General features: G+C 37.2%; 20 protein-coding genes. 18 read left to right on the plus strand and 2 right to left on the minus strand.

Features of this window, described 5'->3' with window-relative positions:
* Positions 1-9 precede the first annotated feature (9 nt).
* Complete coding sequence (locus CC92_RS0115815; RefSeq protein WP_029505276.1) at positions 10-669, minus strand: TetR/AcrR family transcriptional regulator; 660 nt, start codon at positions 667-669, stop codon at positions 10-12.
* Positions 670-1,249: 580 nt separating this feature from the next.
* On the opposite strand from CC92_RS0115815, the gene CC92_RS0115820 reads away from it, so the two are divergent.
* The gene (locus tag CC92_RS0115820) at positions 1,250-1,489 is read left to right on the plus strand and encodes a hypothetical protein (protein WP_029505275.1); all 240 of its coding nucleotides are present in this window, start codon (positions 1,250-1,252) and stop codon (positions 1,487-1,489) included.
* Positions 1,490-1,578: 89 nt separating this feature from the next.
* Here CC92_RS0115820 and CC92_RS0115825 read toward each other — a convergent pair whose 3' ends face one another.
* Entirely contained in the window at positions 1,579-2,877 is a 1,299-nt protein-coding gene (locus tag CC92_RS0115825; protein WP_029505274.1) for a dicarboxylate/amino acid:cation symporter, read from the minus strand.
* Between the two features lie 753 nt (positions 2,878-3,630).
* On the opposite strand from CC92_RS0115825, the gene CC92_RS21130 reads away from it, so the two are divergent.
* The 17 genes from CC92_RS21130 (at position 3,631) to CC92_RS0115910 (ending at position 22,406) form a co-directional block, all read left to right on the plus strand.
* Positions 3,631-4,893 carry a nucleotide sugar dehydrogenase gene (locus tag CC92_RS21130; RefSeq protein ID WP_330372785.1) on the plus strand — a complete coding sequence of 421 codons (1,263 nt, stop codon included), beginning with the start codon at positions 3,631-3,633 and terminating at the stop codon, positions 4,891-4,893.
* A 26-nt stretch (positions 4,894-4,919) separates the two neighbouring features.
* Positions 4,920-5,954 (plus strand): Gfo/Idh/MocA family protein, encoded by a 1,035-nt coding sequence (locus tag CC92_RS0115835; RefSeq protein WP_029505273.1) that lies wholly within the window; start codon positions 4,920-4,922, stop codon positions 5,952-5,954.
* Positions 5,951-6,697, plus strand: coding sequence for an acyltransferase (locus CC92_RS0115840; protein ID WP_034218532.1), 747 nt, complete (start codon positions 5,951-5,953; stop codon positions 6,695-6,697). Before CC92_RS0115835 ends, CC92_RS0115840 begins: the two co-directional genes overlap by 4 nt.
* Positions 6,694-7,812, plus strand: a complete 1,119-nt coding sequence (locus tag CC92_RS0115845) for a DegT/DnrJ/EryC1/StrS family aminotransferase (protein ID WP_029505271.1) — start codon at positions 6,694-6,696, stop codon at positions 7,810-7,812. Before CC92_RS0115840 ends, CC92_RS0115845 begins: the two co-directional genes overlap by 4 nt.
* The gene (locus CC92_RS0115850; RefSeq protein ID WP_034218534.1) at positions 7,809-8,588 is read left to right on the plus strand and encodes a hypothetical protein; all 780 of its coding nucleotides are present in this window, start codon (positions 7,809-7,811) and stop codon (positions 8,586-8,588) included. Before CC92_RS0115845 ends, CC92_RS0115850 begins: the two co-directional genes overlap by 4 nt.
* Complete coding sequence (locus tag CC92_RS0115855; RefSeq protein ID WP_029505269.1) at positions 8,585-9,214, plus strand: PIG-L deacetylase family protein; 630 nt, start codon at positions 8,585-8,587, stop codon at positions 9,212-9,214. The genes CC92_RS0115850 and CC92_RS0115855 overlap by 4 nt, the downstream gene beginning before the upstream one ends.
* A gap of 94 nt (positions 9,215-9,308) precedes the next feature.
* The gene (locus CC92_RS0115860; protein ID WP_029505268.1) at positions 9,309-10,346 is read left to right on the plus strand and encodes an ATP-grasp domain-containing protein; all 1,038 of its coding nucleotides are present in this window, start codon (positions 9,309-9,311) and stop codon (positions 10,344-10,346) included.
* Complete coding sequence (locus tag CC92_RS0115865; RefSeq protein WP_029505267.1) at positions 10,346-11,038, plus strand: PHP domain-containing protein; 693 nt, start codon at positions 10,346-10,348, stop codon at positions 11,036-11,038. The genes CC92_RS0115860 and CC92_RS0115865 overlap by 1 nt, the downstream gene beginning before the upstream one ends.
* Before the next feature lie 276 nt (positions 11,039-11,314).
* Positions 11,315-12,508 (plus strand): NAD(P)/FAD-dependent oxidoreductase, encoded by a 1,194-nt coding sequence (locus CC92_RS0115870; RefSeq protein ID WP_051650994.1) that lies wholly within the window; start codon positions 11,315-11,317, stop codon positions 12,506-12,508.
* A gap of 63 nt (positions 12,509-12,571) precedes the next feature.
* A complete protein-coding gene (locus tag CC92_RS0115875; protein WP_051650993.1) occupies positions 12,572-13,315 on the plus strand; it encodes a glycosyltransferase family 2 protein in 744 nt (247 codons plus the stop codon).
* A gap of 12 nt (positions 13,316-13,327) precedes the next feature.
* On the plus strand, positions 13,328-14,326 hold the full coding sequence (locus tag CC92_RS0115880; RefSeq protein ID WP_051650992.1) for a GNAT family N-acetyltransferase: 999 nt from the start codon (positions 13,328-13,330) through the stop codon (positions 14,324-14,326).
* 24 nt (positions 14,327-14,350) lie between these two features.
* Positions 14,351-15,424: a DUF354 domain-containing protein gene (locus tag CC92_RS0115885; protein ID WP_029505263.1), complete on the plus strand. Its 1,074-nt coding sequence runs from the start codon at positions 14,351-14,353 to the stop codon at positions 15,422-15,424.
* Positions 15,425-15,486: 62 nt separating this feature from the next.
* Positions 15,487-16,494: a polysaccharide deacetylase family protein gene (locus CC92_RS0115890; protein ID WP_197035806.1), complete on the plus strand. Its 1,008-nt coding sequence runs from the start codon at positions 15,487-15,489 to the stop codon at positions 16,492-16,494.
* Positions 16,436-17,470: a GNAT family N-acetyltransferase gene (locus CC92_RS0115895; protein WP_051650991.1), complete on the plus strand. Its 1,035-nt coding sequence runs from the start codon at positions 16,436-16,438 to the stop codon at positions 17,468-17,470. The genes CC92_RS0115890 and CC92_RS0115895 overlap by 59 nt, the downstream gene beginning before the upstream one ends.
* Positions 17,471-17,474: 4 nt before the next feature.
* Positions 17,475-20,645, plus strand: coding sequence for a hypothetical protein (locus CC92_RS21835; RefSeq protein ID WP_051650990.1), 3,171 nt, complete (start codon positions 17,475-17,477; stop codon positions 20,643-20,645).
* A gap of 64 nt (positions 20,646-20,709) precedes the next feature.
* Positions 20,710-21,546 carry a DUF1616 domain-containing protein gene (locus tag CC92_RS0115905; RefSeq protein WP_029505259.1) on the plus strand — a complete coding sequence of 279 codons (837 nt, stop codon included), beginning with the start codon at positions 20,710-20,712 and terminating at the stop codon, positions 21,544-21,546.
* A 242-nt stretch (positions 21,547-21,788) separates the two neighbouring features.
* Positions 21,789-22,406, plus strand: coding sequence for a CPBP family intramembrane glutamic endopeptidase (locus CC92_RS0115910; RefSeq protein WP_162175530.1), 618 nt, complete (start codon positions 21,789-21,791; stop codon positions 22,404-22,406).
* Positions 22,407-22,424: the final 18 nt, after the last annotated feature.

Genomic DNA, 22,424 nt, shown 5'->3' on the forward strand with positions numbered 1-22,424 from the left:
AACCATGACTCACTTTCTCTCCAATGAATAGATAAAAAGTTTAAACTGATGCCTTATCATTTCTCTTGAAGCTACACCCTGCTCTTCATCAAGATGTTTTTCTCTAATTAGTACTCTCTGTGATAAGCTTAGCAATACATTACTTATTGTCAATCCAGTTATTACCGGGTCGATGTCCAGTCGTATGGAGCCATCCTCTATACCATCCCTAATCAACTGCTCCAGAATATAATCATTGCTTGAGATCATATTTTTAAAACGATTAGTTAATTCTAAATAAGGATATTCTCCCGTAAAATAAAAATCAAATACTCCCGAAAACCTTATTATACTGGGTTTTGCTTCTACGTAACTTGCAATTTCATTCAAAAAAAGCTCTATCTTTTTCAGACCGTTACCTACCAATGTTTTATAGATTTTGGTTTGAAAATAGTACAGTTCTTCAAACAACATAATCTCTATCTCAAAAGCCAGTTCTTCTTTTGTTTTATAATATCGATACAAGGTCCTTCTAGTAATTTTTATTTCGGAGGCGATATTATCCATAGTATTTTCTGATAGTCCTTTTGTTATAAAAAGTTCCCTTGCAACATTAAGAATTTCATTCTTTCTTTTTTCTTTTTGCTCCAGTCTTTCCTGCTCCCTGTGAACACTTGTGCTAATCGTCAATTCATTCCCTTCCTATGAAATAAGCTAAATACGGTTGAAATAAATCAAATACGGTAACCTCATATTACTACTGTCAATACCTGTTTAACTTATTGAACATACTGTTGTCGCATTTTCCCATGTCACTACTGTGACATGGAATTATTTTACACTTATTATTAAATATTGTCAAACATTTTTAAGTCTGAATTGCTACTATTGGTTAAGACGATTAAAGAGCATCCTCTATAAATTTTGTATTTAGTAATATTTCTATAAATCAAACTAGCATTTTGCATTCAGCAATGTTTCTATTAAATTCAAGCTTAGCATTTCCTATATACTAAGGAATTTTTATCTCTTGATTCATTAAGTTCGATACAAATCTGAATAATATTCTTTTACCAGCAAATAATAACTCTATCAATATTTAGGAATAATTATGGTAGAGTGACCAAAAAAAGATTCGTTGAGAAAAACGAATCATAGTCTACCATGGTTTAGAGCGCATTAGATAGAGTTGACGAAATACTAAGAAGCAGTCCTGCAGTCACCACAAACCTGGTAACGTAAAAAACTTTTTTGAAAAGGAGTAAATTATATGAATCGTGATAATCTCATAGACCAAGTGAAAGACGAGTATGCAAAAATAGCCTCTTATGAATCCCGACAGAATTTTATCCAATCCACAACCGATCTAACACCAGAAGCTTACTACGAAAAACTGCTAAGTAAAGCTGTCGACGAAATTAACAAAGGAACCTTTGATAATTTCAATTCTGGGGAAGAGGTAGTATCCGCAATTGCAAATGATAAAACTTGGCTTTCTAATTGGAAGTAGCTTTAGCCACTGATTTTATAACCTTAATGCCAAACAGCGAGTAAAAACCGCAGTCCTTTTTCAAAGGATTGCGGTTTTTCATTTTACAACTAAGAATTATTATATTTTTCTAAATCTATTTCATTTTCACTTTTTGCAACAATTAATGCACTTGTAGCTGCTGCACTTATATTGGTTGCGGTTCGAGCCATATCTACAATAGAGCTGATTGGTGTTAACAACACAATAATTTCAATTGGGAGTCCTGCAGCAGCAAATACTGCAGTTGCGGTAATCGTCGCCGTTCCTGGAACACCAACTGTACCAATACTGATTAAAGTTGCTATCAGAATAAGAATGACATACTGTCCGATGGAATACTCAATATTTAATCCGTGTATTGCAAAGACTGCTAATAAAGTAGGCCAAATTCCTGCACATCCAGGCATTCCAACATTAGCTCCTAATGGAACAACAAAAGTAGAAATACTATCTGATACACCAGCATTTCTCAGGCATTTCTCTGTCACTGGTATTGTACCCACACTGCTTTGGGTAGTGAACGCAACAACCTGTGCAGGCCAAATGTGTTTAAAAAAATGGATAGGGTTTAATTTAGCCACGACGCTAATAAGAATACTATTTACGCCAAAGGTTTGAATAAAGCACAAAAGATAAGCTATCACTAATACCGGCAATAGAGGTAATAATTTATCTGCTCCATTCTTAGAAACTGCATTTGCTACTAAGGCTAATACAGCGTAAGGGGTAAATTCAATAATAAATGTTATCACTGTATTAATAACTTTGGATGCGGAATCAACAAAAGCTTTAAAAGGTTTAACACCCTCTGGATCTTTCGTGGAAAGCGAAACTACAGCTATACCAATAAGTAGTGAAAATAATATAACTGGTACAATTGTATTCGTCGATGCTTGCGCAAAAAAGTTCTTTGGGAATAAATCAGTGATTACCTGTGTAATTGCTGGCACTTCCTTCGCTTGATAATCGGTTGGAAGCGTAATTAATGCATTTTTCCCAACACCTATAGCTAATGAAACTATAATAGTTATGGTTGAGGCAATCAATGTGGTTGATGTTAGTAATCCAATGCTTTTAACACCTATCTTTTTTAGTTGGTGTATATTCTCCAACTGTGAAACACTAGAAATAACACTAAAAAATAAAAGTGGTACAACAAATGCAGATATTATATTTGCATATACAGCTCCAATAAGCTGCACATAACTGGTATGACCTGCAAAGACTATTCCTAATCCTAATCCAAAAATTAAAGCTATCATGGTTCTAAGTCCAAAATCTATATTCTTTTTTCTTAAAAATACTAATGCGCCAATGAAAATAATGGCTGCTCCTAATGCACCTAATGCTAAAAAATCTATATTCATATTTGTCTCCTTCTTAATTTAATATTTTATATGGTTTAAGAATTACAACAACAGCAACAGGAGCAACACATGAAACTATCCTTATTGTGATTTTTTTGCTTTGATTTAAATTTACTTTTCATAAAAATAACCTCCTGTTTAATATAGACTATTCATATATGTTTTATATGAATTAAAATATTATATGCACGAATAAGATAATTTGTCAATAAAAATACTAACTTGTAGTTATATGGAAGTTATGGTTTGATACGGAACATGGTGCTGCTGTTATTTTTATGATCTGTGAGTATACACATTGTCATTCGCTCTTCCATTGCAATTTTCCCTAAATAATCTTGATTATCAGGCGTGTCTATTTCCATAAAATAAAAATCTATGCTATGTCCCAAAAATTATATTGATATAAATGGTCAGAAATATGAATACAATATTTCAACAATAAAAATAGAAAAGAACTTACGCGTTCTGGCGTAGACTTTAACCTTTAGAAACGTCAATTACACAATGACTTTTCAAGCTCATCGATACGGCTCCCTTTCAATGAATGACTGCAATCGATACAGAAGAACAAATAATTACCTTTGGACGGTCACAATTTACAAATTACGCCATATTCTACTAATGAATTATAAAAATACATAAGCTTAAGAAAGGATATCCCCAAATGGATGATGAAAAATTAATAACAAGTAAAATTTAGAACAGCATTTAAAAAATGCAATTAAAGATAAAACAGCCAAAATATGTGTAATCGGACTTGGTTACGTTGGTTTACCACTCGCTGTTGAGAAGGCTAAAGTTGGTTTCAAAGTTTTGGGCATTGATCAAAATGCCAGTAGGGTTAGTATGCTGAATTCGGGTTTGAACTACATTCAGGATGTTAACGATGACGAATTGCGGAAATTAGTTGAGAAGAAGTCATTGTCAGCTGTTAATGACTTCTCTGTATTGCCCGAGCAGGATATCATTATTATTTGCGTTCCAACACCTCTCAATGACTATCACGAGCCTGATTTATCTTATATTGAAAGTGTAACCAAGGAAATTAGTAGTAAGCTTCGAATAGGCCAGATGATCATACTTGAGAGCACGTCTTTTCCAGGTACGACGCAGGAATTTATACTTCCTTCGCTGGAATCAACAGGACTTAAAGTGGGAAAAGATTTTTTTCTTGCATTCTCACCTGAAAGAGTCGATCCAGGGAATAAAAGGTATTCAACAAAAAATACAACAAAAGTTGTTGGAGGAGTTACGCCTCTGTGTTTGGAGATCGCACAACTTTTATATACCCAGACCATTGTAAATGTAGTTCCAGTATCCTCTGCTAGCGTTGCAGAGATGACAAAGGTTTTTGAAAACACTTACCGGGCCGTAAATATAGCACTGGTAAACGAATTAATGATGCTATGCAATAAAATGAATATAAGCGTTTGGGAAGTAGTTGATGCTGCTGCCACAAAACCTTTTGGTATACAAACTTTTTATCCCGGTCCGGGTGTCGGTGGGCATTGCATACCCATAGATCCTTTTTATTTAAGTTGGAAAGCACGTCAATTTGATTATTCCACCCGGTTTATCGAATTAGCTGGTGAAATTAACATTCAAGTTAATTATTATGTGGTGGATAAGGTTATAAAAGCTTTAAATAAGTCCAGAAAACCGGTAAAAGGCTCCATAGTATTCGTGCTTGGGATTGCTTATAAGAAGGATATAAACGACTACAGAGAGTCTCCTGCCCTTAAAATAATGCAGACGCTAAAAGAAGAGGGAGCTGAACTGGTATTTTATGATCCTTATATTAAGTCAATGCCAGGTTCGGATGGAAAGGCAATTGAAGCAGACTGGGTAGAGCTATCTAAGGAAGAGCTCAGGAAAAGTGACCTAGTACTAATAATCACCGATCACTCTAATATTGATTACGAGATGGTAGTTAAAGAATCAAACATTGTTGTAGATACAAGAAACGCTACGAAAAATGTAATGTCGGAAAGAAATAAAATCATTTTGATTTAACTGAACAATAAATGGAGGCTGTTTTTATGGTTAATTTTGGTATTGTAGGGTGTGGGCATATTGCTGGGAAGCATGTTAATGCGTTAGATCAAATCGCAAATGCCAGGCTGGTGGCTGTTTGCGACAGTGATCAAAAGCGTAGGGCTTCATTTTCAGAAAAATATGGTGTTTCTTCCTATGAAAATTATGATGAATTCCTCAAAGATCCAGAGCTTGAAGCTGTTATCATCTGCACCCCTAGCGGTTCGCATGCAGCAATTGGAGAAAAAGCAGCAAATGCCGGTAAGCATATCTTACTGGAAAAACCTTTTGTGCTCGATACCAGCCAGGGTAAAAGCTTGGTGGAGTTGTGCAAATCCAAAGGGGTTAAGCTTGGCGTTGTTCATCCCAACCGGGTAAAAACTGTGGTTAGGGCTCTTAGTGAAGCCGTAAACGAGGGTTGGTTTGGTAAAATTACTCACGCCAGCGCTGTGGTGAGATGGAATCGGTCCCCTGAATATTTTAATTCGGCGTCATGGAGGGGGACTATAGAACTGGATGGAGGGATTTTGTTTAATCAGGCCATTCATAACATTGATCTCTTAAACTGGCTGCTTGGACCTGTTGATGAGGTATTTGCCTATGGTGCTACTCAGCTGCATAACATAGAATACGAGGATGTATGCGTCTGTTCCCTTAAGTTTAAAAGCGGCGCGTTGGGAACAATAGAAGCCGCAATAACTCTGTATCCGGAAAACCTAGAGGAAAGTATCTCTATTTTCGGCACTCAAGGTACAGCCGTGATAGGTGGCAAGTCTTTATCAAAGATCCAGGAATGGAAGTTTGCAAGGTTTTCAGATGCTGAAGCAAAAATTCAGGCTGATCAGCTGAATAATGAGTCAGATCAAACGGGTCATAAAGAAATAATCGAAGATTTTATAAAGGCTATTACACGGAATCAGGAGCCTCTTGTTTCCGGCGAGGAAGCCATGAAGGTACTATATTTAATAAAAGCAATTTATCAATCCACTAAAACAAACCAGCCAGTAAAGATAACTTCAGATTGGAGTGTGATCATGTGAATTCTGTCAGTCAAACCGCAAAAATTATGCAAAATGTTAGTATTGGCTTTTATTCAGTAATCGGTGACGAGGTGACGATAGGCTCTGATGTTACCATTGGCAACAATGTAACCATATATCCAGGAACAAAGATCGGGAACAATGTAAATATCGAATCCAATGCGGTTATCGGAAGACAACCGCGCCCGGCTAAAACTAGTACTATAAAAATGACTGAACCGCTTGCGCCACTAGAGATAGGATCTGGAACGACGATTGGAGCAGGGGCTGTTTTGTATGCCGGAACGGTTCTTGGGTCTTGCTGTCTGATCGGTGATGCGGCAGTCGTCAGGGAGCGTTGTACTATTGACGACTACGTCATAGTCGGTACGGGTTGCATCGTAGAAAACACTGTTGATATCGGACAAAGGACCAAGATTCAAAGCGGATCATATATTACGGCTTACACTAGCATTGGCAAAAATTGCTTTATTGCTCCAATGGTTACTACTACGAATGATAATTTTATGGGCCGTACTGAGGAACGTTTCAAATTGATAAAAGGAGCTGTCATCCAGAATGGAGCCAGAGTGGGCGGCGGCGTAATTCTTCTTCCGGGGGTTGTAATAGGTGAGGAAAGTTTCATAGCTGCAGGTTCTGTAATGACGAAAGATGCACTACCAGGAAAGGTTTATAAAGGTGTTCCCGCACGAGAATTTAGACCTGTGCCGGAAAAAGAAATGCTAAAGGAGGAAGAAAAATGAAGATTCCCTTGATTGATTTAAAGGCCGGGTATTTGTCTTTGAAGGATGAAATAGATACCTCGGTTACAAGCGTTTTATCTAGCGGCAATTATATATTGGGACCTAATGTGCAGGCACTTGAAAAAGAGATTGCGCAGTACTGCGGCACTAAGTTTGCTGTTAGCGTAGCCAATGGAACGGATGCACTAGTCCTATGCCTAGATGCCTATGGTATTGGACCAGGTGATGAGGTAATAACTAGTCCCTATAGTTTTTTTGCTACTGCAGAAGCCATTTCCAGAGTTGGAGCAATTCCGATTTTCGTAGACATTGATGAAGCGAGCTATAACATTGACTACAAAAAAATTGAGAGTAACATTACCAAACGTACCAAAGCAATTATACCGGTGCATCTCTTTGGACAGCCGGCTCCCATGGATAATATCATGGAACTTGCCAATCGTTACAATCTAATCGTAATCGAGGATGCATGCCAAGCGATAGGAGCGTCATATAGGGGGCGTAAGACCGGTGCTTTAGGTCATGCGGCTTGCTTTAGCTTCTTCCCTACCAAGAATCTCGGCGGTTACGGCGATGGCGGCATGATCACCACCAATAATGAAGAACTTGCTGGACGTATACGGATGCTGCGAGCACATGGAAGCAGCAAAAAATACTACAATAGTGAGATAGGTTATAACAGTAGACTAGATGAAATTCAGGCTGCGATTTTACGAGTAAAGTTAAAACACCTTGACAGTTTTAATGAAGCAAGAAGAACAAAAGCAGAACGATATAAAAATCTTCTTCAGGGTCTAGGGTTTAAATTTCCGGAAGCTGACAGCGAAGCTGTACACGTCTACCACCTTTATATTTTAGGTCATCCTAAAAGAGCAGAAATTATTAAAGGATTGGAAAGTAGGCAAATAGGATGCGGTATTTATTATCCCGTTCCTCTACATCAGCAGGAAGCCTACAAGCAGCTATATTCTGATATTTCCTTACCATTTGTTGAGGCTGCTTCCAAAGAGACTTTTGCTATCCCACTGTTTCCGGAAATGTCTGATGAACAACAAACTTTTGTAGCGACAGAGCTAAGAAAAATAATAGAGGAAACCCAGAGGACGTCACTATGAGAATAAGGGATTTTTCTCTTGACATGTATGCCGAAATCTGCAAAGCTCTCCAATCACATAATGTTGTTACTGTACAAAACTATCTATCGAATGTGCCTATATCACCATGCATCGTATTGCGACATGATGTTGACAGAAGCATTAAAAATGCCTTGGCCATGGCTAAGCTCGAGCATGAGCATGGTATTCAGTCAACATATTACTTTAGATACCCGAACACATTTAATATAAAAGTGATGAAGCAAATTTATAGCTTAGGTCATGAGATAGGATACCATTATGAGATATTGGATAAAGCCAGAGGTGACAGCCGTAAGGCAATTTCCTTATTTCAAAAGGAATTAGAACTTTTTCGTAAGTTTTTTCCTGTAAAGACAGTATGCATGCATGGCAATCCGTTAACCAAATGGGACGGAAGGGATATCTGGAGTTTATATGACTTTAGGGAATTTGGGTTACTTGGAGAAGCATTCCTGTCATGCAGTGATATTTCCATATATCTGACGGATACGGGTAGAAATTGGAATGGTAATCATAATTTTAAAGATAAATTGAAGGCAGAAATCGATAATAGGAACTTTAAAAACACCATAGATGTGATTCGATATCTAAACAGCGAAAAAGTAAGCAGCATATATCTCAACTGCCATCCGGAAAGATGGGGAACCGGCCTACTTGGATGGTTCAAAGCTTTACTGCGGGATTATTTATTCAATTACGGCAAGAAAGTTCTAAAGCTCGTTAGGTCAGGTTCCAAAGGAAAGAGTTTATTATGAAAAAACGAGTTTTGATTTTAGCCCCTCATACAGATGATGGAGAGTTTGGATGTGGCGGAACAATTGCAAAGCTGATAGCCGAACAGGCGGAGGTATTTTATGCGGCATTTTCCGTCTGTGAATTATCTATTCCATCTCATCTTCCTAAAAACATCCTGGAAACTGAAGTGAAAAATGCAACAAGCGTCTTGGGTATCAGAAATGAAAACTTAATAATATTTCATTACGGAGTTCGGACTTTTCAAAACTTCAGACAGCAAATACTCGATGATTTGGTAAAGCTAAAGACTGAAACCAGGCCAGATTTGGTATTAATGCCTTCCCAGCATGATATTCATCAGGATCATAGTACCATTGGGTTAGAAGGTATTCGGGCTTTTAAACAGACATCAATCCTAGGTTATGAACTGCCATGGAACAATCTAAGCTTCCATACCCAATCCTTTGTTTTTTTGAAAGAAGAACATTTGAACAAAAAAATAGAGGCTCTGAGGTGCTATGAATCTCAGTCTAATCGGGTGTATGCCAATGAAAGCTTCATCAGATCATTAGCAATTACCCGCGGAACACAGATAGGAGTACCGTATGCTGAAGCCTTTGAGATTATTCGGTGGATAATTGAGTAAGGAGGAAGTGTGAAGAAAAGAGCCTCTTCACAAAGCGAAATAAATTTCGCTTAGAGTTTTGAGCTACCTTGAAAAGGCAGCATGGAGGATTATTATGGAACCTGTAACTGTCATGATAACCGGATCCGGTGCTCCCGGCGCTCCCGGGGTGATAAAAAGCCTTCGAGACAATGGCGAACGATCCATTCGCGTGATTGGTGCTGATGCTTCAAGCGAGGCAGTTGGTTTTAAATTAGCTGATGCAAGATGTAAACTCCCTATGGCTGAAGCACCAGACTTTATTGACACTCTGCTTAAAATCACCAAGGAGGAAAAAGTAGATGTAATTTTACCTATGGTTACAAGGGAACTTGAAAGACTTTCTCTTAATAAAGATAAATTTAAGAATGAAGGCATCATCGTTTCAATATCTGATATTGATCAATTAAAGATAGCAAACAACAAAGGTAATCTATTATCCTATATGAAAGAGAGAGGTCTTTCGGTACCTCATTTCACCATAGTAAATTCAAAAGAAGAATTTGTAAAAGCGGCTTATGAACTGGGTTATCCTGATAAGGCGATTTGCTTAAAGCCCCTGGTTTCAAACGGAAGTAGAGGTTTTAGAATTATTGATCCAACAATAAGCAGGTATAAGCTTTTGTTTGAAATGAAGCCGATGTCAACTTATATTACCTTTGATGAAATTATGTCAATTTTTGATGAGTCAGAGATTTTCCTCCAATTGATCCTTATGGAATACCTTCCCGGTAATGAGTATAGCGTCGATCTATTGGTAGACCATGGAAGAACTCTGTACACCATTCCCCGCAGGCGCGATGCAATGAGTGCCGGAATCACCATTAAGGGGGAGATTGTCAAAGAAGATGATGTGATCAATTACTGCAACGAAATCGTACAAAGTTTAAAACTACATGGAAATATCGGTATTCAAGTAAGGCGGGACCGGAATAACACACCTCTTATACTGGAAATAAATCCCCGCATACAGGGAAGCATTGTACACTGTACCGGAGCCGGGGTTAACCTTCCTTATTATGCTGTAAAGCTTGCGCTTCGGGAAGATGTACCAAGCGTATCTGTTGGTTGGAACTGTAAAATGATTCGCTACTGGAAGGAGTTTTTTTATTAATGCTATCTGATTTGCATAATCACAGTTTATTTTCTGATGGAATCAATACTTGTGAGGAACTAATTGAACAGGCAATAGCTTTAGGTCTGCAACGAGTTGGACTTGTGGATCATGTATGGCGTAGAAGTGAATGGGTGCCTAGTTTTATCGACTCCACGAACAGATTAAAGGAAAAATACGAAGGCGTGATTCAAATTGTAACCGGACTTGAGGCAAAAGCCTTAACATGTGCCGGTGAGCTTGATCTTAACGATAAGTGGAGAGAAAAAGTAGACTATATTCTAGGCTCCATCCACAGAATTCCTTCGGGATCAAATCAATTCTACAGCAAACACGATCAATCTCTCGATAAGAGTAAAGTATATGAAGATTGGCTGTCAACAATACAAGGGCTACTTAGAAACGATATGGTAGACATTGTTGCCCATCCTGCTGCGGAGCTAATACAATATAAGATACCTCTTGAGGAAGAGACAATAAAGCTATTGTGCCATTTAGGTAAACTATCCGGGAAGGTTTTTGAAGTAAATGTAAAATACAAGGTGCCGATACAAGCGTTTTTAAATCAACTAATTGTTCAAAATATTCCTCTAAGTATAGGTTCCGATAGCCATTCAACAGCCCAGCAAAAGCTCCGTCTAGGTGATATTATTGCAACGCATCAATCCCTTGCTCTTTGCAACTTAATCTGATGTCATGTTACAGTATCATAACTTTGGGGTTAAAAATGCTGCGGATGGATAAGTACCAAATTCGGATCTAAATTCATATATATAGTATTAGAGAATATTCAGTTCTAACGAATCTGCGCATTAATCTTCATACGCCTATGTACGCACAAAGCATACATAAAACGCATGTTTTAAGGATATTTTATGCTTTTTTCTCGGAGGAACCGAATCGTTATAAGTATTGTCACACTTAGAAACTACAGTTTCTAGTTTAATAAAATTGGGAAGAGGAAAAACATGGAATGGGATGTTGTTGTAGTCGGAGCCGGTCCAGCGGGATGCTTCACAGCAAAGCAAATTGCATTATCTGGTTTCAAAGTTCTAATACTTGAAGAGCATCAGGAAATCGGTTATCCGGTGCAATGTGCCGGTCTTATTTCACCGCGCGCAGTAGAACTAGCAGGGGTGGATAAAAGTACGGTGTTAAATAATCTGACAGGTTTGCGTGTACATTCGCCACTAGGGGCTCAATTTAGCGTTGAAAGTAGCCATGACCTTGCACTTGCCATCGACCGCGCTAAATTTGATCAGGAGTTAGCCGCAAATGCTGAAGATGCAGGAGCGATACTTATGAAAGGCGTAAAGGTAAAAGCAGCCACGCGTATAGAAGGCGGGTTTCGACTTACGCTAGCAGATAGCAGCAAAACCATAAGCACGAAACTTCTGATTGGCGCTGATGGTGTTAATTCCAGTGTTTCCAAATGGCTCGGGCTAAGTCGTCATAATCTTAAAGCAGTGATGTTTGCTGTCGACGCCCAGCTGCAATGCGCGGATACGGATTCAATTAGCATATTTTTGGGTCAAAATCTTGCTCCGGGGTGGTTTGGCTGGATGATACCCCTGGATGAGAAAACTTGCAGGTTAGGAACCGGCTATGCACTTGTCCAGCCTGCGTACTCTCTCCAACATTATTTTCAGGAACTTGTAGATCAAAATCCTCAGATTTTCAAAGATCTGAAAATTATACGTTATACCAGCGGCATTGTTCCATTAGGCAAAATGCCGAAAATATACTCTGCAAATGCCATGTTGGTCGGAGATGCTGCCTGCCAGATCAAGCCTGTATCTGGCGGTGGTATCTACTTGGGCCTCCGCGGAGCTTTTGTTTGCGCGCAGACAGCAATAGAAGCCTTAAGAGAGGATAATCTGACAGAGGCTAAGATGTCGTCGTACCAGAAACTCTGGGAAAAAGAAATGGATGAAGAAAGTGCTAGTGCCATGAAGCTTCGAGAAAGCTACTTGAATTTCAGTGACGAAGACATTGATATGGTGATACGTTTTTTAAATAAACCCAAATATCATAAGCTTATTTTAAAATACGGAGATATCGATTACCCCTCCTACCTCGGAAAAAAGCTCTTAAATCTCCTACTAAAGAAAAATAGTTTAATCAAAGCTACCTTAAAAATTTCAGACAAATTGAGAGAATGAGTTTACAGCGAATGCATATTTTTTATAAGAGTCGCTGTTATGTGTAAAACAGGAGGGCTAATTATGTACAGAGGTAGATCGATTGGCGTTGTTGTTCCCGCTTATAATGAGGAGCTTCTTATCAACAAAGTAATTCAAACGATGCCTGATTATGTTGATAGGATTTACGTAATAGATGATTGTTCAACTGATCGTACTTTTGATGTGGCCTCAGATTATCTTAGAGATTCACGACTTAAGCTGATACACCATCAAAATAATAAAGGCGTTGGCGCAGCCATTGCAACTGGATATCGGCAGGCTTTAAAGGATGACATTAATATAGTCGCAGTTATGGCTGGTGATCATCAGATGGACCCGTTACAGCTACCTAGATTACTCGATCCGCTTGTTGAAGGAACCGCCGATTATTGTAAGGGAGACAGGTTGTCTATATCTGAGCTTACAAAAGGAATGAGCAGGTGGCGAAGATCAGGAAATGTAATACTTACCAGGCTGACACGCATCTCTTCCGGTTATTGGACACTTCAAGATCCACAAAACGGTTATACCGCAATCAATAAAGAAACGCTCACCCATCTTGATCTAACTAAAATCTATCCTAGGTACGGCTACTGCAACGACCTGCTAGCCAAACTAAATGTGCTAGGTGCCAAAGTAAAGGACGTTCAGATTCCAGCTCGCTACGGTGAAGAAAAATCAAAAATAAAGTATGGAAATTATATAAGAAAAGTGTCTTTGCTGCTTTTGAGAAACTTCTTCTGGAGGATTACTAGGAAATATATCCTCTCCCATTTTAAAAGTTAAGGTGACAAGAAAATGAATAACGAGATTAGGCAATATGATAAGTTCGTAGATTTAAGCCCTCAGGGTTCTCTATTTCATAAATCATGGTGGCTCGACGCTATCGCGCAAAACAATTATCAAATATTATCTATTAAGAGGAACGATGAGATTTTGGCCGCCTGGCCACTGACTTTTAAAAAAATAGTAGGACTAAATCTGATCATGCCACCTCCTCTTTTGCCACGATTAGGAATCATGTTTGCTCCCTCACGAAAAATAAAGTATGCTGAAATACTATCCGATGAGATGAGTTTAATATCAGAACTTACCACTCTTCTACCGAAACACGCATTGTTTTATCAACGTTTTTCCGTTGAATTTACTAATTGGCTGCCTCTTAGTTGGGCTCAGTTCAAACAATCAACTCGTTATACTTATGTAATAGAAGATTTATCTGATTTGAACCGAGTCTGGGAGAATATACGGCATAGCACGAAGCGAAAGATTAATCTTGCTTTGAAGAACAACATAAAGATCGTAACAGACCTGAGTTTGGATAAACTACTTGATCTTAATGAGCTTACTTTCAAAAAACAAAATCTCAATGTTCCTTATTCCAGAGAGCATGTTTATCGAATTGATGAGGCCTGCGTGAAAAATAACGCTAGAAAAATGTTTTTTGCAGTCGACATGGCTGGTCAAATCCATGCAGCCGTATATATCGTTTATAACCAAAAGGCAGCCTACTATCTGATGGGAGGCGCGGACCCTGCTTTAAATACGAGCGGTGCCCACTTTTTAGCGTTATGGGAAGCAATCAAATTTGCCGCTCAGGTATCTCATAGTTTTGATTTCGAGGGTTCCATGTACGAAAATATTGAATCGGTATTTCGAGGTTTTGGCGCAGTACAGAAGCCATATATGGAAATAACAAGAGGAAATTGGTTGATGGAATCCGCTTTTGCCACCTATAGAAACGCTTGGAATAAGGGAGGAATCCCTTCAAAAATCTGTACCATATTGCTTCGTTAAATATTATATGTAAGGAAGAGAGCCATGAGAATTGTCGTTGATATCGGTCATCCCTCTCAAGTCCATTTTTTTAAAAACTTTATTAAAGAAATGGAGAAAAAAGGTCATCAGGTACTTATTACCGTTAGTGAAAAAGACATCGCTACTGATTTGCTACTAGCCTATGATTTTGAATATACAAGTTTGGGCAATTACGGTAAGTCCTTGCCTGAAAAGATTTTGAATGTACCAATCATGGATATCAAAATGTACAAAGCCGTAAGAGCAATGAAGCCTGATATATTTATAGCCTTCGGTTCTGTCAGAGCAGCTCATGTTGCTTGGTTCTTGGGGAAGCCCAGTATAATTTTTGACGGTGATAATTTCACATTCCACTACTACAAGTGGTTCGCTGACACAATTTGTGCGTTTTCGGGATTTGAAAAAGCAGGCAAGAAAATAATTAATATCCCTGGCTATAAGGAACTCGCGTATCTTCATCCCCAGAGGTTTTCGCCAGACCATACAAACCAGACCAAAGGCCCGGTTACTATTTTACGTTTTATTTCCAAAGCCTTTCATGACGTTGGCAAGGATGGATTTGATTTAGATTTTAAAAGAAGATTAGTTCAGGAGCTCAGTAAATATTCTACCGTATATATTTCTTCTGAAGCCCCCCTACCCGCTGATCTGGAAAGCTATAAATTAAACATTAAACCAGAAGAAATGCACTTACTTATATCGGAAGCTAATCTACTGGTAACGGATTCTGGTTCGATGACAACGGAAGCTGCGGTAATGGGCATACCTGTTGTTAGATGCAATAGTTTTATTGGGCAGCAAAACCTAGGTATATTTAAAGAACTGGAGAATAAATACGGCTTAATATTTAACTATAAAGACTCCAATCAGGCTTTAAAAAAAGCAATTGAATTGGCACAAATTCCTGACATTAAAATCGAATGGGAACAAAAGCGCCAATATCTTTTGCAAGATAAAATCGATGTAACTTTATTTATGGTGTGGTTTGTTGAGCACTATCCCCAAAGTATTGAAAAGGCCCAATCTTTTATTACATTCTGTCTAGAATCACAAATTCTAAAAGGTGGTGAGTACTAATAAATATAAATATGGATCAATTTAATAGCTTAAAACAACATCCGGAGCTTTGGGAGACGTATGTGAATGAAAAAGAACACCCGGGTACAGACTCCAAATATATCGGCTCTGACCTGTCAAAGGTTATGACTCCGGTTGTTTCGGAGCATCTTATGAAACAGGGATACCACATCTGCTATCCAGGTAATAAAAAATTCGCCATCTGTTTGACCCACGATGTAGATGACATCTATCCGCCTTTATCTCATCGGGTTTTGTCAGGCTTAACTAGTCTCAAAAAAAAGGATTGGAGTGCGTTAAAAAAACACTTATTTTGGAATAAGAAGGGAAATCAAGCGAGTCCCTATATAAATTTTCATAAGATTATGGAGCTAGAAAAGAAATATAACGCCAAATCATCATTCTATTTCATGACAGCGGAACGGGATCCTAGAAGGTTTCGATATAACATCGAAGATATTGCAGATGAGGTTAAATTGATAGTCGATAGCGGTTGGGAAGTAGGACTACATGGAGGCTATTATTCCTTTCATGATATTGACGCAATCAAACGAGAGAAAAGAAGGTTAGAAAATGTTTTAGGAAGAGAAGTTATCGGATATAGAAATCATTACTTAAGATTTCAGATTCCAAGTACATGGGAAATCCTCGAAAAATGTGGCTTTAAATATGATACAACGTATGGCTATACCAACATGGTGGGATTTCGTAATGGGATGTGCCACCCCTTCAGACCTTATCATTTGCAGCGCCAGCAATGGATGGATATCTATGAAATCCCCTTACATGTGATGGAGAGTGCTATGTTTGACTTTACAAAACCCGATGAGGCGTGGGAACTTATCAAACAACTTCTTGAAAAAGTGGAATTAAACAATGGAGTCATAACTGTGCTTTGGCATAACAATGTTTTCAGCTGTCCTTTCAGGGACCACTGGGCCAAAATATATGAAAAGATTTTACAGTATGGTATTTCTAGAGACGCATGGATGACGTCTGGAGAAGAAATTTATGAATGGTGGTGTGAAAATGGCTATTTGTTATATAACCGATCAGATCCAGTGGGATAGCTTTATTGATGCTAGTACCCATGGTCTGCTTTATCATAAGTGGGATTTCCTTAAACTAGTAGAAAAATATACAGGCTATGAATTATTACCCTTGGGGATATGCAAAGGAGAGCACTTAATATGTGTTTGCCCCCTTTTTTACAAAAAAATTGCAGGTGTAAAGCTCCTATTCTCTCCTCCTCCACAAACAGGAATTCCCTACCTGGGTCCGGTTTTGGAGAAGAAGTTCGAGAGTATGAAACAAGACAAGAAAGAATCCTACCTTAATTTAATCGGACAGGAAATTGATAATAAAATTAAAAAAATAGCTCCCAATTATTTTTCGGTTGTACTGGTACCGGGCTTTCTTGATATAAGGACTTTTCAATGGCTGAACTATCAGGTGGATCAAAAATATACTTATATAATAGATTTAAAACCCGAACTAAAAGATATCTGGGATGGATTTTCTTCTGTATGCAGGCAGAATATACGGAAAGGCGAAGAATTGAAATGTCGATTAGAAAGATGTGACGATACTTCAATTCTAACGGATATGTTAACAGAAAGGTATCATGAGCAAGGCTTAAATCATGCCGTGAATCCGGCTTTTCTTAATGAAGTTATTAATACCTATCCTAAAAACTTAAACTTAAATTGCTTATATGATAATGAGAAACTCATTGGGTCTACTTTGAATCAGGCGTATAACAGATATTTAGGATGGATGGGTTTACCTAAATCACAGGATAGTAAATATAAAAACGCGAATGAATTTATGATTTGGCAGTTAATGCAAGAGGCTAAGTCGCTGGGGTTTGAGAAGTTTGAAATATGCGGCGCCAACAAACAGAGTTTATGCAGTTACAGATCAAAATTCAATCCGCAACTGGAATTATATTTTACAATTTCTAAAAAGGATTTATTGGGAAAATCGGCTGAAACATTCTATTTTAATTTCGTAAAGAAAAACTTAAGGTCAGCACATAGGGAGTGAATATATGTCTCGAATTTTGATTAAATTACCTGAAGTCTTAAAAGATCACCTTTACAGAAATTCAATATTTTTGGTTATGAGCAGAATCCTTAATGCTTCAGTAGGTATTCTTTTCTGGGTAATTGCAGCCAAACTATATTCCGTTACTGAAGTTGGTATGGCTACAGTTTTAATTTCTTCCCTCGGTTTAGTTATGCTGTTTTCGCGATTTGGCTTTGATCTTTCTATCATTCGATATATTGAGATTGCAGATAAAAACAAAGTGTTTAATACGAGCCTTATAATAACCACTGTTGCTTCAGCCGTGATCAGTTTGATATCTATTTTTTTTCAGTCGACCTTTGCCATGAATTTTACAAATGCAATACTCTTTATCGTAATTGCTTTATGTAATTCTATTACTTTGATTTCAGGTAATATGTTACTGGCGCTACGAAAAGGACAATACTATTTTATTCAAACCATACTTATTTCACTTAGGATGTTTCTTTTAATTCCCCTGGCGTATTCAAAGAATTTCGGGATTTTTTTATCACTTGGTATCTGTTATGTACTCTCCGCTGCTTTCTCTTTATGGATATTACGCAAAGAGGTTAAGATAAATATTCTTGATATAGACAGGTCGTTTGTAAAAAAATCTCTCAAATTTTCAATTGGAAGTTATATTTCGAATCTATTAGAGGAAGCCCCGATGTTACTCCTGCCGATAATAGTGCTAAATTTAATTGGTCAGGAAGAAGCCGCAATATATTACGTGGCAATGGCTATTGGTAATTTTTCTTTAATTGTGCCTAATGCGCTAAGTACCTCTTTATTTATAGAAGGCAGTCACGGTAAACCGCTGAAACGTATTATTACGAAAGTTATTACTACTGCATATCTGTTCTTAATTCCAATAACAGTCATTATAAGCTTGTGGGGTAAAAATATTCTTTCGTTTGTCAACAATGAATATACTGCTGCTTATGATTTACTATTATTAGTAATCATCGCAAGTTTATTTGCCGTAATCTATATCGTGTTTATCGCTGTGCAGAATATCAAAATGAGGGTTGAAAGAAACATAAAATTTAATCTGATTCGTTTTATTCTTTTAATTGGATCCAGTTTCTACTTAATACCTAGATATCATATCATCGGTGTCGGTTATGCCTGGCTATTCACTCACGTAGTCTTAACACTTATTATGTCTGAAGCTTTTTTCAAAACAGCCATTATGAAAATAGTAAGCCGATTCAAAACAGATTACATTAAAAAAACAAAAATGATTCGTTCATGGTGGGTGAACCGGTCAAAATCAAAACACAGTACTGATCCATATGTTTTTACTCAAAAAACGCTCATAATCTTAATCAGTATTTTTGCAGTATTAGGATCTGTTGTGCCTATATTGTTAAAACAATATAATTTATCTTTATTGGGTATTTATATGGTTATACCAATGCTGGCAGCTCCTATCATATGGCTGAGATTTAGAAGCAGGAATAATGTTATTCTCAGAGTAAGCAATAATTTGAATAAGTTTTTCATGCTAGTTTTTTTAATATGCTGCTTTATTTCAATTGTCATTTTGTATAGCTTCCCCGTTAGAATAATATGGTATTATTTATTGATTGCTGTTATGGGCGTAATGATTCTAACACAGATATTATATTCAGAAGTGTTTAACAGCGTACAAATTAAGTTAATCTTAATGCAAATTATTTTGCTTTTTTTAAATATTATCTGGGGAGTTACATTAAAATATTATTTTTTTATCGGCAGAACCGACGGACTTTTCCACTCCTTTGCACTTGAAAATCTCTTACAAAAAGGCTATATCGATCAGACATTTGAAAACTATCAGGCCTTTCCTTTATGGCATATTTTGTGTTCATTTATATATCAAATTATGAACCTGCAGGTCACTCCTGCTCAAGTTATGTTCATTACAAACGGCCTGATTTATGGGTGTCTGGTCATCGTTATCTATTTAATTGCTAAAAAATTTTTTAATATAAAAACTGCGTTATTATCTGCTCTTTTTATGTGCTTTAATACCGATGTTATTTTCTATGGAATGTACTCCATCCCCAGAAGTGTAGTTTTTTTCCTTGAAGGACTATTGATCTTGTTAATGGCACAAAAGAAAATCTATTTAAAGTCTGCCTTATACTTACTTATATTGGTAGGCCTCATAATGTATCATACTGCATCTATGCCTTTTATCTTACTGATATTAGTTCTTCTATATATTTTGCAGTCCGTTTATCGCGTTGCCAAATCGGAACGCTTTGTGAATTTGAATTTTATACTTTTGTATTTCGTATCAGCAGTAACCTATTTAATATATAGCGGAACAGATGTCTTCAATTCAATTGCTAAAAGTTTGCTACAAAAGGCCCCTACCGGCGTTTTAACCAAATCAATTGTTGTTGTACCGCAGCAAGAATTATTTAATTACCTTCAGTATAGCCCACTGCTTCTGTTTATTATATTAGGGGTACTTTGGGGGTTGCGTTCACCAGAACTTAAAGGCTCCGCTAAAATAATTCTAATCCTAAGTTTATTGCTTGTTCCTGTCTCTATGCCAGGACCGGCACTGCTCCTAAACAAACTAGCTGGTAATTTTAACCTGGGTCGATTTGGAGAATATTCTTTTCTTTTTTTCTGTATTGCAGGTGCAGCAGGCCTTTCCTTTGTCTCTTACAAACTAAAAACTAAATTATTCGCTGTTATTTTATTTTTTGCTATGGCTTTCCTGGCTGTGTCCAACGATTTTACAGCTTCAGATAACCCAATTGTTAAAAGGCTGTTTTATACCTTTTACTTAAGCGAGGAAGAGTGTAAATCACTAAACACTGCAGCCCAAATTACTGACGGAATTGTTATGTCCGATTATATTTCCTGCCGGTATTTGGAAAATTCCGAATTCGCGGATAAAGTCAATGTACTTGAAGTCAATCAGCTGCAACAGGAATTCCTTAGAAGCAGCGGAAACGACATTATATTAATAAGAAGTACTGAATTAGTTAAACGGCCTCTTCAGTTGTTTACTTCAACAAATGGTGAGTTTTTATTTACTCCTACAATTGGAGATAACATGGATTACTATAAGAATGATTTACCTTTATGGGATACTTTAGAAAGCTGTAATATGATTTATGATTCTGGAGCTATACGTGGTTACAAATAAGGTGAAACGATAAATCGCTTCACTTATCATGAATAAAAGAAGCGAAATAGGGAGGTGATCCGGATTGAAGATCAATTTTAAAAAAGAGTATGTAATAATAACCGGCTTGTTACTGGTAATTGTTTTTTTTAGTGATTTCCTAAGAATTATTCTCGGGTTGCCTTTTGCTCTATTCCTTCCCGGGTATTTGCTGATGGCAGTCTTGTTCCCCGAAAAAGATGAATTTGATGGTTCAGCTCGTATCGCTTTAAGTATAGGATTAAGTATCATCATCGTTCCCCTAATCGGACTGCTGCTAAATTACCTGTCATCAGGTATCAGACTTTTGCCGATGATGCTTTCGCTTATATTTTTTGACATTTTTTTATTATTCCTTGGCTGGTTTAGGCGAAATAATTTACCCGAGGAGAAGCGCTTTACATTAACGCTTACGATTGATTTACTAAAATGGTCAAATAAAACGAAAGGAACAAAAGTGATACACGCAGCATTACTGATAACCAGTTTTTTGTTAATTTTTACTTCAGTATTTATGATATCCTCTCCTAAAACGGGTAAAATCTTTACAGAATTTTATATTACAGGCCTGGATGATGTAACGACAGGCTACCCTGAACAACTTAAAGTCGGAGAGAACGGGACGGTAAAAGCAGTCATCATTAACAATGAACAACAGAAAACGAGATACAAGATGGAAATATTGATGAATGGTAATATCATTCAAACCATATCACCAATAGACATAGAAAATCAGGAAAAACAGGAAATAACTGTGCTTTTTAAAGTAGAAGAACCGGAAGATTTGGTAAAGATTGAATTCTTATTATACCTGGATGGTCAAGATATAAAACCTTACAGGCAGCTTAGGCTCTGGGTAGAAATATTGCCACATTTGGATTAATAATTGCAACAAGAAAAAGCACGCTTCGCGAACTTTTCCTTGTCATGAATATAAAATTATTACATAAAGGGGGGTTTAATATTAAAGCTTTATTCGAATTGCTTATAAAAGCCAATGACTTCATTTGTTGGTTATTTGTATTCTTCATCGCTTTAACCGAGACTATTTTTACCTTTGTAAGCATATCGATTGGTGTTATCCTCTACCTGACTATACTAATATCACTTTTAATAGCAGTTCTAATGAAGAATCGAGAGCCCTACCATCCACTCTATTCAGCTCTGACCCTTATCCCACTGATTAGGATCATTAGTGTTTCTCTTCCACTGACAGGTATACCTGAAGTTTTTGGAATTGTGGCTGTTAGCATACCATTATTCATAGCAGGTGTTATCGTTGCAAATATTGTTGGGATAAAACCTTCGGTAATGGGTTTTAGATTTGCCAAACTACACAAACAACTGCTCATTGCTCTATTGGGACTGCCACTCGGATTTATTCAGTTTTACATTATACAGCCTGACATCAAAAATAAACCAGCAGCACCGGAAGAAATCTTAATATGGGTTATTGCCTTATTAATCTGTGTAGGCCTGTTAGAGGAGTTTTTATTTCGAGGGATATTATTCCATGTTGCTAATACATTACTGGGTAACAATAAAGCGATGTTTTTTACAAGCCTACTATATACAGCTCTGGCTATTTCCTCAAAATCATTATTAAATATGATCTCTACATTTTTTATATCAATATTATTTTGCCGGATCTTTATATGGAAGGAATCTATTGTAGGTATATCATTGGCTCATGGAATAATAAATATAACTGTTTACCTGATATGTCCTCTCATTTTTTACTAGGATCTTAAAGGAGTTATT

Source organism: Lachnoclostridium phytofermentans, from assembly GCF_000733755.1.
GTDB classification, from domain to species: Bacteria; Bacillota; Clostridia; order Lachnospirales; family Lachnospiraceae; genus Lachnoclostridium; species Lachnoclostridium phytofermentans_A.